Genomic DNA, 14,952 nt, shown 5'->3' with positions numbered 1-14,952 from the left:
AAAACGATTTTATCATAGTTCAATTTCTAATAATAGTTTAATTTGTTTATGAAAGATACTAGATAGAAATTTATTTTTAATTTAATTTTAATTCCATATTGAAATTAAAATTAAAAAAAGTTAGTATTAGATAACATTATTTAAATGAAAAGGAAGGATTTAATTTTTAATGTGAGGTGATAATATGAAAAAAGCGCTTTTAGTTGGCTTAGCAGCCTTAAGTACTTTAGGTTTACTTGGTTGTAATAAAAGTAACGATGCCAACAGCAAAAAAGAAATCTCCATAGCTTCTTCAGCAGAATTGAGTACCGCCGATGTTTCCTTAGCCATGGACAATGAATCGGCTGAAGTAGCCGAACAAGTTAATGAAGGTTTATACGATTTTGACAAAACTGGGCAGTTAAAACCCGCCTTAGCAGCGGGAATGCCCAAAAAGTCAAATAATGGCAGCACTTATACCATTAATCTTAAGCATAATGGTAAATGGAGTAATGGTAAACCTGTTACTGCAGCAGATTTTGTATATGGTTGGCAAAGAACAGTTAATCCCAAAACCAAATCGCAACAAGCTTATTATTTGGATGGTGTAAAGAATTATAAAGCGGTTAACTCCGGCAAAATGTCTCCTAAAGCATTAGGAATTAAGGCTTTAGGAAAATATAAACTGCAAATTAATTTGGATCACCCTATTCCCTATTTTCCGTCAATTTTAGCTATGAGCGCCTCTTTTCCACTTTATCGACCTTATGTCGAAGCCCAAGGTAAAAAATATGGAACTGATTCCAAACATACCTTATATAATGGTCCTTTTGTTCTCACAGGCTGGGATGGTACCAACGATACATGGGCCTATGAAAAAAATAAAAATTATCGGGACCAAAAGCATGTTTATTTTAATAAGATCAAAGTTTCCGTGGTCAAAACCCAAGATACCGGAGTCTATCAATATCAATCTAAAGAACTATCATTGATTCCGATTTCTGGTCCGGAAGTCAAAAATCAAAAAGGCAATAAAGATTTGTATGTCCGTAAAGTTCCGGGAACTTTTTATTTAGAATACAACACACAGAAAAAACTTTTTAGTAATGAGAATATTCGAAAAGCCTTATCATTAGCAATTAATTTTAATCAATTGACAAATAAGGTCTTACAAGATAAATCAACTCCAGCTACAGGCTTTGTCCCAACCGGTTTTAAAAATAACAATTCCCAAAAGGATTTTGCAAAGCAGGCTGGGCAATTAAACAATTTTGATCCGCAGCAAGCCAAAATTTTGTGGAAAAAGGGCTTAGCTGAATTAGGTATGAGTTCGGCTCAATTTACCATTTTATCAAGTAACGATGATAAAAATAAAAAAGTTGATGAGTATCTACAATCGCAATTGGAAAATAATTTACCAGACTTAAAAGTATCTATTAAAGCGGTCCCATTTAACAATCGATTATCAGCCGCTAAATCGGGAAATTTTGATGCAGTCTTAGGTGGCTGGACACCAACTTATTCCGATCCAACTGATTTCTTAAATCTTTTGATGTCTGATAATTCTAATAATGATGGTAAATGGAAAGATGCCCAATATGATCAACTTATGAAAACAGCAAATATTGATAACGCTGGTAATCCTGATAAGCGTTGGGAGACTCTCCAAGAAGCCAATAAATATGTTTCACAAAAGGCTCCGCTTACCCCACTATATTTCTTATCGGAAGTATATTTGATTAATCCTCACCTGAAAGGAATTGTTATGGGACCAATGGGCTTTCCATATTATAAAAACGCTTATTGGAAATAAATTATTAACAAGGAGATTAGAAAGTAATGAAAATTTATATTTCAACAGATATTGAGGGCTTAGCCGGAATTACTGATTGGAACATGGAAAAAGATGACAACCAAGAATTTCGCCAATTATATAATGATCAAGTGGCCTGGGTATTAAAGGGAATTCAACAATCTTTTAATAATGATCAAGTCGAAGAAATTCTCATTTCTGATTCTCATTCTAAAGGCAATAATTTGAATTATAACTATTTATCCAAAATAGACGAAAGAATTGCTCTTATTAATGGTTATCCACGTGAAGATTACATGTTAAGCGGACTCGATTCTTCTTTTGACCAAGCATTTTTTGTCGGCTATCATTCGGGAATTGGAAAAGAAAATGGTAATATGGATCATGGTTATAGCGCCCGTTCTGCTTATAAGATTTGGATTAATGATGAATATCAAAATGAAACTACAATCAATGCCGCTTTTGCCGCTGAATTGGGAGTTCCTGTCACCTTAGTTATTGGTGATTCAGCTTTAAAAGAACAATTATTCACTGAAAAAATGTTTCCTACTCCTAAATATGTTTCTACTAAAAAGTCCCTAGCCAGATATGCAGCACTAAGCTATCCTCAAAAGCAAGTGCAAAATCAAATAATCGCAGCTGCTAAAGAGGTGATTGATAATCCTGAACCGTATAGCGCTATAAAACCTTATAATCATCCTCTAAATTTAAAAATACAATTAGCCAATACGGCCCAAGCTGATGTGATTGACTTATTACAAGATGTGACCAGACTTGATGGAAGAACTATTGCAGTACAATGTTCGAATATGAAAAAACTAATCAATGAAATTATTGCTATAGTAACTCTTGGCGGTACCCAAGCTTAATTAACTTTAACTAGTAAAAAATTCATCAACCAACAAAAAATAGAGCCTCAGGCTCTATTTTTTTGGTTACTGTCATAGTTCTTTCTTTTTTTAAAAACCAAACTCACCAAAAGAGCCATCAACAAAAACGGTAAAGAATTGGCATACAATTTGATAAAAGCCTTAGAAAATTCTCTTTTAGAATATTTTTGAATGCCTTGAATACAGTGATTGATTTTCTTATTAGTTACATTTAGTTGTCGATTTACTTTTTGTGTAATTTGAGTTTTAATAATTTTCCTCATTGTGAAATTTATCTCTTTTTTGTAACCTGTTACTCTATTATATTCGGCATTAATTATTTTTTTACGAATATTAGAGGAAATATGATTCTTAGAGTATTTTTTTCTAGGATTACCAGATTCTATACCGTTTTTAGTAGTAATAATCATAACCTTCTTTTGTTTTTGAGAAAGGTCTAACTTTTGAATTTTAGCAACAGCATATTCAATGGAATTATATTTTGCAACTTTCATATTAGAATATAAGCCTGTAACAAAAATCGCAATTGCAAGCACTACTCCTACTTGGCGCAAAACACCAGCAACACTTTGAGAAGCTGTTAATTTTTCTCCAGTAAAATCTGAAGCAGCTAGGACTGTTATAGGTCCAGTAATAACACCATAACCAAAGCCTAATATGGCACAAGCAGCAATTACTTGCAATTGGTTATCCATATTTATTTTACATAGCATAACGTAAGCAATAAACATTGCTAAAAATCCTACAAAAATGACTAATCTGGCACCCCATTTAGCTATTAAAATTGCAGCAATTGGTGAACAGATAAAAATCATAACGGTAATGGGAGTAATTAAAAGCGAAGCATATAACTCGGTTTTGCCCTGGATTTTCGTAAAATAAGTAGGTAGTATAACAGTAACTGCCACCAGAAATAAATTACTTAAAAGGATGGTAAGAGCTGCTCCATTAAATTGTCGATCGGAAAATAAACTCATAGGAATCATGGGATTATCTATATTTTTTTCGTAAATAATAAAAATTACAAAACTTATCACCGCTAATATCACTAATAATAATGTTAGCGACTTGGTCCAGCCCCATTTCCTACCTTGTACTAAAACTATTGTCAGACTAAATAAACAAATCATACTTAAAAAACAGCCAATCAGGTCGATTGGAATATTTTTACTTGGTTCTGCAAAATTTAAAGAATAAAGACATATCAAAATTGACACAATCATCAGGGGAATATTTATTAGAAAGATCCATCTCCATGATAAAAATTGAGTTAGCACCCCACCAATTAATGGCCCTAAAGCAGCTGCTAAACCTTGAGTAACACCTAAAGCAGCAATAACTTTAGTCCGGTCACTAATTTCAACTGTGGATATGCCAATAGTCATAGACAAGGGAAAAACAACTGCTGCTCCCAGGCTCTGAAAAGCTCTTCCAAAAATCAGGATAGTAATATTGCTCGAAAAAGCAGATATTAATGATCCTAATAGAAAGATAATCATGCCCCCAACATAAAATTTATGCATGCCTAATTTTTCGGATAATTTACTAAGTGGGATCGTCAACGTTGCAAATAAAATTGTATAAATGTTGAGCGCCCAGGATAAGTCATTTAAATTTACATTTAGGCCTGTCTGTATAGCTGGTAAAGCTATATTCATAATAGTTGTATCTAACATACATAAAAAGATACCAATACACGAAGCAACTACGGTTAACTTTGATTTATTCATATTATTCATCTCTATTAACATTGTTAATATAAATTATAGCAATTAATATTAACAATGTTAATATGCTTTTTAATAATATTTTTTAAGATAACAAATATTTATTCCGTAGTTGTTGTAAATTCTTTTAAAGCTTCCCTTAAAACTTTTAAGGCTGTTTGATAGTAAGAAATTCCATATTTATAGGTGATTTCTTGTAAAGAATCCATACCATTCGTTTTCCATTTTTCATAATTACGGGTTAACTCGTCCAAATTGTTTTCTTTTTTGGAAATTTCCAGTTGAATAAGTTCTCTAATTTTTTCTTTTTTTAGATTACGGCCAAAATAAAGTCGCATCAAAAAATCTGACTTATAAACTTCATCTGCTGTTTCTGATGCCAAATAATTATGAAATTCTTTTTTACCCGCACTAGTAATCGAGTAAACATTCTTATTTGGTTTATTCGTTTGTAATACTCGTCTTTTTTTAATAAAACCTTGTTTTTCCAGTTTTCTTAAAAGTGGATAGATCATCCCAAAACTGCCATCAAAGAAATACTTTAGTTGTGATTCAAAGATCTCTTTAATTTCATATCCAGTTAATTCCTTATTATTCAACAAACCTAGTACGACATCTTTACCTTGCATAAAAGTAATCCTCACTATATTTAACTGATTTAGATTGTGTTTCTTAATATTATCATAACCTAATATAGAGAAATAAGACTGGTTTTTCCAATCACACACTTTAACAAACAAAGGCCTTTACTAGCCGAACTGATTTGAAGTAAGTATTATAGGAACTATCTAAAAACAAATATTTTATTATTTCGATATTAAAAATTAATTATGTGTTCAGAAAAAATCTTTTAAAGATGCAAGAAAAACAAATTCAAACAAGAAACTCCAAGTAATTTAATTTTCTAAACTCTTTTTAGGCGTTCTTACTCGATACTCTTGGTTGAGAATTAAATTTAACACAATCGCGGTTAAAGCAGCAATGGTAATAGGAGATTTTAAAAAGTATTGTAAAAATTGCGGTGCTTGACTCATAATCTTTGCAGGAACCAAATTCAAAGCAAAGGTTAAAACCATTGGTATTCCGACTGTATAAATCTGATTACCATTAATTTGAGGAATGGATTTCAAACCATTTAACATGATAATAATGCAAATAATCGAAAAAACACCGCCAATAACTGCACTAGGAATACTTGCTAAGAAGGCAGATAATTTCCCGACAAAACCTAAAACAATGAACCAAAAACCAACTGCTAAAAAGACACGACGACTAGCTACCCCTGTAATTGAGACCACTCCGGCATTAGTAGAATAACCAGTCATTGGTGTACTACCTAATAAAGCTGAAACTAAACAGCTTAAACCTTCACCAATAAGACCTCGATTCCATTGCTGCTCAGAAATAGCTGTATCTGTCACCGTACTCATGGCAAACCAAGTACCTGTTGTTTCAGTTGTTAATACGATATAAATAATAATAAAAGTTAAAATTGCACTTCCGGAAAAACGTATTCCATAATGTAAAGCGGTAAATTGTGGCCAAGCAAACCAACTTGCCTTTTGAATAGCAGTCCAACTAAAAAGATGCATTTGACTGGCCAATAAAGTACCTATAATAATAGCAATAACAATTGATCCGGCTTTTAAAAACTTCTGTAATTTTAAGAAATAATTACTCAAAACAATCGCAGCCAACAAAGCTAACATCGTAACCCCAGCTAAGATAATATTTTGATTAGTGTTACCAGCGGCTTGAAAAATATTATCATTGATCGCCGATGGTAACAAAGATAATCCCACACAAGCAATAATAGTACCTCCCACTATTGGCGGTACTAATTTACTGATAATTTTTTGATAAAGACCGGTCATTCCTAACAGGATTAATAAAACCGCTCCGACAATACTCGCCCCGAGAACCGTAGCCATTCCACCGCGGCCACCACCATTAGCCAAATAAATTCCCACTATAGCCCCTACTGGTACATAGGAAGGTCCTTGCGACATGGGCATTTTCATTAGCCAGCCTGTTTGAATTAAAGTACCTAATCCACAAGCCAAAAACGCAACCTGTAAAAAACCGGTTTTATTAACAGCATCCAGTGACAAAAGCCCGGCAATAATTAAAGGTGGTACATAAACATCCATGGCTAAGACATGCTGTAATCCTAATAACCCAGCCTCTAAAGCTGGAATTCGATCTTCGGGTCCATACAATAAATCGTTATTTTTAGTCATCATTAACTCCCTGGTTTAAATTAATTAACTTTCCTTGAACCATCACTTGATCAATGTTGGCTTTCGTAGTATGATACATAAACTTTTCAAACCGCATTACTGGTGTTTCTGCTTGAAAAGCCTGCCAATTCTGGCGAACAATCTGCAAATCAGCATAGTGCCCAACTTGAATAACCCCGGCGGGCACATGCAAACTTTGGGCTCCACCGACAGTTGCTAAGTAAAAAGCATTCTTCATCGTTAACATTTTGCGAGAAGAACCGCGGGTGGACGGGTCAATGCGAGCATCTACACCTTCATGAAGTTGGTGTGATGAAATTACTGCTTGACGGATATTTTGATATAAACTGGGGCTAAAACCTCCGGAGATATCAGTTCCTAATCCCATTTTGTTTTTTCGTTCTAAAATTTCTTTGGCAGGTAATACTGCATTACCAAAATAAACATTAGAAATCGGACAATGGGCTAAAGCTACTTGTCGCTTTTGAAACAAATTCAGATCTGCCTCATTTAAAAGCGTACCATGTGCCATGACAGCTTTATCTGTGAGCAATCCAAAATGATTTAAAACTTCGGCATCGCGCTGATGATAATTTTGGATAGCATAATCATTTTCCCAATCACTTTCACTACAATGGGATTGAATTGGTAAATTATACTGACGGGCCAAGTAGCCTAAGCCTGCCAAAGTAGGCGTTGTACAACTAGGAACAAACCGCGGTGTAATCACGGGGGTAACCGGAATCGATTCAGATTGATTAAGCTGTTGGACCGTTTTAATAAAATCTTCCGTATCTCTCAAAGCTTGCGCAGTAGAAAGATCGCGGTAATCCTCAGGAGTTTGTTGCGGATTATCCATAACTACTTTACCCACAAAACCGCGCTGACCATAATGATAACAAGCTTTTACTAATTCCAAATTTCCCAGATTATGGACACTGCCAAAGTATAAAGCAGTAGTTGTTCCCTGTGCTAATAATTCTTGAACAAGATTGGCATAGACTTTTTTGGCAAATGAAGGATCTTGATACCTTTTTTCCAAGGGAAAAGTATAGGCATTCAACCACTGCTCTAACGGCTGATCTAAAGCAACTCCGGCATTGGGCCATTGAGGGGCATGAATATGTAAATCAATAAACCCTGGCAATATAACTTGGTCAGCTGCTAATTCCAATAAGCAATCAGCTTTTTTGGCCGCGTCAATAAGCAGCTGATAATCTTTCATTTGTGGCGATATAATTTGAGCAATATAGCCCTGATGATCTAGACAAAGCAAATTATTTTCTTGATATTCAATTTCGTTCGGATTTATAGCAGAAAAATAATTCCCGCGAATAATTTTAGCGAATTTAATACTTATCCCTCCTACATAAAACGAATTATTTTTAAATATTATTTATTTATAGTTCGTTTATCATTATAACAACTTATTTTAAAAATGAAAACCTGATTTTTTTAATTTTCAAACAACTAGTAAATTCCTGCCATCAGTCAAAAATCTCACGCTTTTCAATTTTAATAACATTTGTCAAACATCAAAAACATTTAAAAATGAAGATGACAAATTTCTCACGGTGAAATCTTAAGTACAGTAAATAAATTAAAGCCAGCAGCAACTAATTGAAGTTGCTGCTGGTGGTAAATTAAACTTTAAAGTTTAACTTTTTCTAAATACAATCTACGATATTGTTTTGGAGCTAGTCCGCTAAACTTCTTAAACACCCGATTAAAATAAGTGACATTGTCATAGCCCACGGCCAAGGCAATTTCGTAAATTTTTAGATATGGCTTAGTAATTAAAAGCGTTTGGGCCTCCCCTATCCTCCTCATTGTTAAATATTGAATTGGGGTATAACCATAATTCTCTACTAACTGCTGTTCAGCATAGGTTTTACTTAAACCTAAATCTGAACACATATCATTAATTTTAATAGGTTCAAAGAAATGTTTATCTAGGTAATTTTTAATCAACTGTCCACCCGTAGTATTTGTATGCTTAATCGTTTTGGAAGTAATAGTACTATTTTGTAGAAAAGGTATGAAAGCATTACAAATACTATTATTTGCCAATAAATTAGCTTGATAATTATCAGACTTTAACAATTGAAACGCCATATTTGCCAACTGCGTTAAAGATCTAACAATTTCTGCAGAAAAATGAAAAATAGGATACCGATATTCTGGTATTAATTGCCAAGTTGCTTCTTTTCTTTTGGATGCTACTCCAATACAAATTGATGGTAAAATATTCCCTTCTGAATGAATAATACCGGGGTTAATAACTAAGAGGTCATTTTTATTAACATTTTCATAATTATTATGAATAAAATATTTATTAGAGCCAGCCAATATGATAGTAATTTCACAAATATTTTGATGACAATGTAATCCTCGAAATGAATAACAATCAGCTGCCTCAATTTTACTGATATACTTTAAATTTAGATCGGAAAAAGTATTATCATATTCTATTTTGGAAAAACGTTGGCGCATAAGTATACTCCTCACATATTTTCATAAAGATAATAATAATGTTCATCAAGAAAAAAGAGGGCCAGCTTAACCCTTTTTTAGTTGGCAAATGTGAAAATAATAAATCTTAAAAAACCATATAATAAGATTATGTATTTATAAATAGAATTACTTAAAAGGAGAAAACAATGGTAAATAACAATAAAGAGTTACCTCAAACAAGTAAAAGTGCAGTCTTAGAAAAAGTCTTGGATTTAGAAATAAAGCAGACTCCCCTATCTCAATTGAAAGCAAATGAAGTCATGATTAAAATCATGGCTGTTGGAATTTGCGGTTCTGATGTTCATTATTATGATCAGGGAAGAATTGGCGACTTTCGCGTAGAAAAACCTTTAATTATGGGCCATGAAAGTACAGGGCAAATTATTGCAGTTGGTGACGATGTAAAAGATTTTCAAATTGGTGATCGTGTTGCAATTGAGCCTGGAATTCCGTGTGGCAAATGTGAATTTTGCCGTACTGGTCGTTATAATTTATGCCCCAAGATAAAATTTATGGCCACACCACCATATGATGGTGATCTCACTCAATATATCACCTATCCAGCTGATTTTATATACCATATTCCAGATAACATGTCCTATGAAATTGGAACTTTAAGTGAACCCTTCTCTGTAAGTATTCATGCTGCTCAATTGATGGATATTCAACCTGGAACCACTGTCTTTATTTCTGGTGCTGGACCTGTGGGACTCTTGGCAATCTTTGCAGCTCAAGCTTTTAAGGCCGGCAAAATCATCATTAGTGATGCTGAGGATAGTCGCTTAAAAATAGCTAAAAAATTTGGTGCTGATTTTACAATAAATGTTACAAATACTGATATTAAAACTGAAACCCAAAAACTGACTAATGGACAAGGGGTTGATTATGTCATGGAAGCTTCCGGCAATAATAAAGCTGAAAGTGAATCTTTGCTAACATTAAAATCAGGAGGCAAGATTGCTTATATTGGAATGCCAGCACACGATACAGCACCTTTAGATATAATGTTCATGACGACTCATGAACCACAAATATTTGGAGTTTTCAGATATGCTAACACGTACCCCTTAGCAATTTCTATTTTACAGCAAAAAAAAGAGATCGCTGAAAGTTTATTAACTGATTTTTATAGTCTTGATGAATCTCAAGAAGCATTTGAAAGAAACAAAAATAGTAAAGGCGAATCCTTAAAAATCATTATTTACCCTAATGAAAAATTAAGAAATAAATAGTAAATAAGTCAAAAATAGTTAAAGTTAGCAGGTGGAGATATGAAGGGGTTTATTGGTGAATTTTTGGGAACAGCCATCATGATTATTTTAGGAGTAGGATCAAGTGCAGGAACAAATTTAAATAAAACCTATGCTCAAAAATCAAATTGGAACTTTGTAACGATTTCTTGGGGGTTAGCAGTAACCATGGGGGTCTATGTTGCTGGTGAATTAGGTTCTTTAGGACATTTAAATCCTGCCGTAACTATTCCTTATGCTATTTTTGGATTATTTCCATGGAGTCAAGTAATTCCTTATATTTTAGGACAATTTGCGGGTGCTTTTGTAGGAGCAATCTTAGTACTGCTCCAATTTTGGCCACATTTTCAAACAACCGATCACAATGAAGTAGGTATTTTTGCAACACAACCAGCAATTACTGCACCAATATTTAATTTTATATCAGAAATAATTGCTACTTTTAGTTTTATCTTCATTTTACTAAATTTGGGTAATTTTACGACAGGATTAAAACCTATGATCGTTGGTCTAGTTATTTTAGTAGTTGGCAATAGCTTAGGAACAACGACCGGCTTTGCATTGAATCCAGCTCGTGATTGGGGACCTAGATTAGTATATACTCTCTTTAACATTCCACATAAAACAACAGCTAATTGGCAATATTCCTGGGTGCCAATGTTGGGACCCATTATTGGTAGCATCTTAGCTACAGCTTTAAAATCCTGCTTACATTAATAAATCAAAAGGGATACTAAAAAATTCTTAGTATCCCTTTTTTATTCCAAAAACTGATAAACATTGAAAGCAATGATTGACTTGTTGAGCTGGATAAGCCTCAATGCTTACTTCAAAATCATAATATTAATTACGATAGCGATTGCGCTTCGTCGGTAAGATCATTAAAATAAAAAACCAAATGGTTCCAATTATAGGAATTAAATCAATCAAAATCCACCACGCAGAATGATTGGAATCATGTAATCTTCTAAATTTCAAGGATAAGGTTCCTAACCAAACAATAAAGAATATCGTATTAGCAACGAAATTGGCCCCAAAATCTGGCAGCGTATAAATATGCACATTATAAGGATGCCCCAAAAGTGCTTGAATCCCGGTGGCTAAAATTGCTCCCAAAATATAATTAATAATTACCGGCCACCAATAATCAGCTCTGCCAGAAGTACCAGAGAAATTTAGTAAATTACTCCAAAATTTTTTATAAGAACTAGTCATATAATAATCCCCCATTAACATTAAGTAAATTAGTTACTAAGTTAATTATATACTATACCAAGGTGATATTATCAAGGCTTAAGCATTATGATTGCTGAGATTTAACGGCTAATAGTACTACTGGAAAACTGTATATTTTTGCCTTCATGGATATTTAAAGTCAGTGGGCTCCAACAAAGAATTTTAATTAAAGAAACATCAACAATATCTTTCTCCTCTAGAAATATATTTTTAAGACACCAGATTATTAATTAAAAAACATACTAACTCTTGACAATTTTAAAAATTACGTTTATGATGCAAACATCATTAAAAATAAATTAAAGATAAATTATAAAAGCGTTGAGAAAGTAAGTAACAATTAGATATTATTCAGCGAGCCTAGTTGAGTGAGAGCAGGCATATTATCTTCTTGTGAAAATCACTTTGGAGCTAACAACTGAATTATAATGTAAGTTGTATCGGCAGCTACCGTTATCCCAGCAGCAAATCACTATCCTTTTTGAAAGATGGTTGTTTGTGTTTAATGAGGCTTTTTGATTTTGGATAAATGAAAAAGCAAGTAAGGTGGTACCGCGCTTTTTGAGCGCCCTTTCAGAGAATTTCTTTGAAGGGGCGCTTTTATTTTTAATTTTATTAATATAAATAATAATGGAGGCAATTTCACATGAATCAGGGCAGTCATATTTTAACTTTAAGGAATGGATTTCACTTATTTACCCGAATTATGGGCACAGGTTCAATTAAACTATTATGTGTGCATGGTGGACCGGGCAGTAATCACGAAGAATTTGAGAACTTTGCTCAAGGTTTGGCAAAACTGCCTGTTCAAGTGGCCATGTATGATCAGCTGGGATCCTTTTATTCAGATCAACCGGACTTTGATCAACCAGAAAATCAAAAATTTCTCAAGATTGAATACTTCTTATCTGAATTAGAAGAAGTTCGACAACAATTGGGTTGGGATAATTTTTATCTTTTAGGACACTCTTGGGGTGGTCTTTTAGCTCAAGAATATGCTTTAAAATACGGTCAGCATTTGCGCGGACTGATTATCATGAGTATGATCGATAATATTCCTGAATATATTCAGCATATTAATTATTTGCGCGATCAGACTTTTACTGTTTCAGAAGTAAATTACATGAAAGATGTTGAAAAACAGGAACGTTTCTCTGATCCTATGTATAACCAACTGGTACAGCGGCTTTATAAAATATATGTAATGCGACACCCCGAAAATGGTCCCCGGCATCTCATTTCTACAAATGCCACGGCCGTTTATAATCACTTTCAAGGTAATAATGAATTTGTAATGACGGGTTCCTTAAAAACCTGGGATAATCGTTCTCAAACCAGCAAAATTACTGTACCAACGCTGTTAACTTTTGGAGACCATGATACAATGCCGCTTGCAGTGGCAGCCCGTATGCATCAACAGCTCCCTCATTCCCGTTTTGTTCTGACACCTGATGGCGGTCATTGTCATAGTGTAGACAATCCGACAGCCTTTTTCCAAAATTTAGGCGATTTTCTATCTGATGTCGATAATTCCCGAAAGGAGTTTCAATCATGCTAAACCAAACGCCCAAAAAACATTTTACTCTTAAGCTGCTAATGGTCCTATTTTTAACAGCTACAGTCAGCGGCTGTTCGCAATCAGCTTCTTCTTCAAAAAAGCAAAGTAATACTAGCAAAAATACAATTACTCTTATGCAAACGAACGAATTACTTTCATTAGATACTTCTAACCATGCTGATCTCACAACTTGGAATATTTTAGAGAACACCATGGAAGGATTATATAAAGCTGACAGCAAACATCAGCCAGCCCCAGCTATGGCCACCAAAGTTGTTTCGCCAACAGCTAATGGGACACTCTATACTTTCCCTTTACGACATAATGCCAAATGGAGTAATGGCGATCCTGTCACTGCCCAAGATTTTGTTACAGCTTGGCAAAGATCGGTAGCCCCCACAGCCAAATCTGGCTATAATTATATTTTCTCAGGAATCAAAAATGCTGATGCTATTATTGCGGGCAAAAAAGCCCCTCAAACTCTCGGAGTTAAAGCTCTAGGACGCTATCAACTGCAAGTAGAATTAGAACATCCTATGCCGTATTTTAATAAAATGATGGTCATGCCCGCCTTCTTCCCAGAAAATCAAACTGCCTTAAAAAAATTTGGCAATAATTATGGTACCAACTCACAACGTTTATATTATAATGGCGCTTTTAAAGCTACCGGCTGGGATGGAACCAATGAAAGCTGGACTTTAAAGCCCAACAAATATTACTATGACAAAAAAGCTATTCATCTTCAAGCTATCAAATATCTTGTGGTAAAAGATCCTAATACCGCCCACGAACTCTTTGAACAGCATAAACTTGATGATGCTACTATTACAGGGGTTACAGCTAAAGAACTACAAAAAGATAAGAATTTAATTCATCAAAAACGGGCTGGCAATTATTATCTACGCATTAATTTAGCTAATAATCAACCCTTAACAAATAATAATATGCGCCAAGCTTTAAACTTAGTCCTAGATCGCCGAGCTTTAACTAAAGACGTCTTAGCGGACGGCTCTGTGCCGGCTTATACCTATACGGCCAAAGATTTAGCTACAGATCCGACCAGCGGTAAAGATTTTGCTAGTGAACATCAACCACAACAAACCTATAATGTAGCTTTAGCACGTAAGCTATGGCAGAAAGGACGCTCTGAAGCTGGACTGAAAAAGACCGTAAATTTGACACTTATTGGTGATGATCAAACTGTAACTAAAAATGTAGCTCAGTTTGTTCAAGCATCTATTCAAAAGAATCTTCCAGCAGTTAAAGTTACTATGCGTAATATTCCTGAAAAAAGTGCCAGTGCAGCCGTTAAAAGTGGTAAATTTAACCTTGCTCAAACTCTGTGGCTGGCTGATTTTGCCGATCCGATTAGTTTTATGGGCATTTTAACCAAAAACAATCCGCAAAACTATGGGAAATATAATGATGACGAATTTAACCAACTGTATCAAGCTGCCCTTGAATCTTCTACCAGCACCAATCAGTATTGGCAAAACATGAACAAATTAGAGGAACGTTTAAATCAAACCGTACCCGTTCTTCCTCTTTATCAAATGGTGGAAAGTCATTTAGTTAATCCCCGTCTTCACGGAGTTTTAAGTCATCCTGTCGGTGAAAATGACTATACTAGAGCCTATTTAAAGTAAAAAAATATTTATAAAATAGTGAATCGATTTTGCAGTAAACGATTCACTATTTTTTTGGGTTTAATTTTCTGTTTTTAAAAAGGCGTCTCTATATTATGT

Annotated in this window: 12 protein-coding genes and 1 other annotated feature; of the genes, 6 read left to right on the top strand and 6 right to left on the bottom strand. The window is 34.1% G+C overall.

Annotated elements, in window-relative coordinates:
* Positions 1-184: 184 nt before the first annotated feature.
* Together JG29_RS04120 and JG29_RS04115 are read left to right on the top strand one after the other, a co-directional pair.
* A complete protein-coding gene (locus JG29_RS04120) occupies positions 185-1,792 on the top strand; it encodes a peptide ABC transporter substrate-binding protein (RefSeq protein WP_045922626.1) in 1,608 nt (535 codons plus the stop codon).
* 26 nt (positions 1,793-1,818) lie between these two features.
* A complete protein-coding gene (locus JG29_RS04115; protein ID WP_045922625.1) occupies positions 1,819-2,661 on the top strand; it encodes a M55 family metallopeptidase in 843 nt (280 codons plus the stop codon).
* Between the two features lie 47 nt (positions 2,662-2,708).
* On the opposite strand, the gene JG29_RS04110 is transcribed toward JG29_RS04115, so the two are convergent.
* From JG29_RS04110 to JG29_RS08575, 5 genes are all read right to left on the bottom strand, one after another.
* Positions 2,709-4,412, bottom strand: coding sequence for an MFS transporter (locus JG29_RS04110; protein WP_045922624.1), 1,704 nt, complete (start codon positions 4,410-4,412; stop codon positions 2,709-2,711).
* A 98-nt stretch (positions 4,413-4,510) separates the two neighbouring features.
* Positions 4,511-5,038, bottom strand: coding sequence for a PadR family transcriptional regulator (locus JG29_RS04105; protein WP_045922623.1), 528 nt, complete (start codon positions 5,036-5,038; stop codon positions 4,511-4,513).
* Positions 5,039-5,305: 267 nt separating this feature from the next.
* On the bottom strand, positions 5,306-6,652 hold the full coding sequence (locus JG29_RS04100) for a uracil-xanthine permease family protein (protein ID WP_045922622.1): 1,347 nt from the start codon (positions 6,650-6,652) through the stop codon (positions 5,306-5,308).
* On the bottom strand, positions 6,642-7,925 hold the full coding sequence (locus JG29_RS04095; protein ID WP_232297081.1) for an amidohydrolase family protein: 1,284 nt from the start codon (positions 7,923-7,925) through the stop codon (positions 6,642-6,644). Before JG29_RS04095 ends, JG29_RS04100 begins: the two co-directional genes overlap by 11 nt.
* Before the next feature lie 374 nt (positions 7,926-8,299).
* Positions 8,300-9,142 (bottom strand): helix-turn-helix domain-containing protein, encoded by an 843-nt coding sequence (locus JG29_RS08575; RefSeq protein WP_052696297.1) that lies wholly within the window; start codon positions 9,140-9,142, stop codon positions 8,300-8,302.
* Between the two features lie 167 nt (positions 9,143-9,309).
* Between JG29_RS08575 and JG29_RS04085 the strand changes: the two genes are divergently transcribed.
* A complete protein-coding gene (locus tag JG29_RS04085) occupies positions 9,310-10,395 on the top strand; it encodes an NAD(P)-dependent alcohol dehydrogenase (RefSeq protein ID WP_045922620.1) in 1,086 nt (361 codons plus the stop codon).
* Between the two features lie 39 nt (positions 10,396-10,434).
* Entirely contained in the window at positions 10,435-11,130 is a 696-nt protein-coding gene (locus JG29_RS04080) for an MIP/aquaporin family protein (RefSeq protein ID WP_045922619.1), read from the top strand.
* Between the two features lie 126 nt (positions 11,131-11,256).
* On the opposite strand, the gene JG29_RS04075 is transcribed toward JG29_RS04080, so the two are convergent.
* Positions 11,257-11,628, bottom strand: a complete 372-nt coding sequence (locus tag JG29_RS04075) for a DUF805 domain-containing protein (RefSeq protein WP_045922618.1) — start codon at positions 11,626-11,628, stop codon at positions 11,257-11,259.
* Between the two features lie 333 nt (positions 11,629-11,961).
* Positions 11,962-12,225 (top strand) — a binding site (T-box leader).
* 70 nt (positions 12,226-12,295) lie between these two features.
* On the opposite strand from JG29_RS04075, the gene JG29_RS04070 reads away from it, so the two are divergent.
* Both JG29_RS04070 and JG29_RS04065 read left to right on the top strand, forming a co-directional pair.
* Positions 12,296-13,207, top strand: coding sequence for a proline iminopeptidase-family hydrolase (locus JG29_RS04070; RefSeq protein ID WP_045922617.1), 912 nt, complete (start codon positions 12,296-12,298; stop codon positions 13,205-13,207).
* Positions 13,201-14,853 carry a peptide ABC transporter substrate-binding protein gene (locus JG29_RS04065; RefSeq protein ID WP_045922616.1) on the top strand — a complete coding sequence of 551 codons (1,653 nt, stop codon included), beginning with the start codon at positions 13,201-13,203 and terminating at the stop codon, positions 14,851-14,853. Before JG29_RS04070 ends, JG29_RS04065 begins: the two co-directional genes overlap by 7 nt.
* Positions 14,854-14,952 lie beyond the last annotated feature (99 nt).

The sequence above is a fragment of the Bombilactobacillus mellis genome, assembly GCF_000967245.1.
Lineage (GTDB): Bacteria > Bacillota > Bacilli > Lactobacillales > Lactobacillaceae > Bombilactobacillus > Bombilactobacillus mellis.
The sequence above is the reverse complement of the archived record's forward strand: the minus strand, read 5'-3'. Positions and strand labels throughout refer to the sequence as shown.

Coding starts and splice junctions, on each gene's coding strand:
- JG29_RS04075 (WP_045922618.1), bottom strand. CDS start 11,628: ATGACTAGTTCTTATAAAAAATTTTGGAGTAATTTACTAAATTTCTCT.
- JG29_RS04100 (WP_045922622.1), bottom strand. CDS start 6,652: ATGATGACTAAAAATAACGATTTATTGTATGGACCCGAAGATCGAATT.
- JG29_RS04105 (WP_045922623.1), bottom strand. CDS start 5,038: ATGCAAGGTAAAGATGTCGTACTAGGTTTGTTGAATAATAAGGAATTA.
- JG29_RS04110 (WP_045922624.1), bottom strand. CDS start 4,412: ATGAATAAATCAAAGTTAACCGTAGTTGCTTCGTGTATTGGTATCTTT.
- JG29_RS04115 (WP_045922625.1), top strand. CDS start 1,819: ATGAAAATTTATATTTCAACAGATATTGAGGGCTTAGCCGGAATTACT.
- JG29_RS04120 (WP_045922626.1), top strand. CDS start 185: ATGAAAAAAGCGCTTTTAGTTGGCTTAGCAGCCTTAAGTACTTTAGGT.
- JG29_RS04080 (WP_045922619.1), top strand. CDS start 10,435: ATGAAGGGGTTTATTGGTGAATTTTTGGGAACAGCCATCATGATTATT.
- JG29_RS04065 (WP_045922616.1), top strand. CDS start 13,201: ATGCTAAACCAAACGCCCAAAAAACATTTTACTCTTAAGCTGCTAATG.
- JG29_RS04070 (WP_045922617.1), top strand. CDS start 12,296: ATGAATCAGGGCAGTCATATTTTAACTTTAAGGAATGGATTTCACTTA.
- JG29_RS08575 (WP_052696297.1), bottom strand. CDS start 9,142: ATGCGCCAACGTTTTTCCAAAATAGAATATGATAATACTTTTTCCGAT.
- JG29_RS04085 (WP_045922620.1), top strand. CDS start 9,310: ATGGTAAATAACAATAAAGAGTTACCTCAAACAAGTAAAAGTGCAGTC.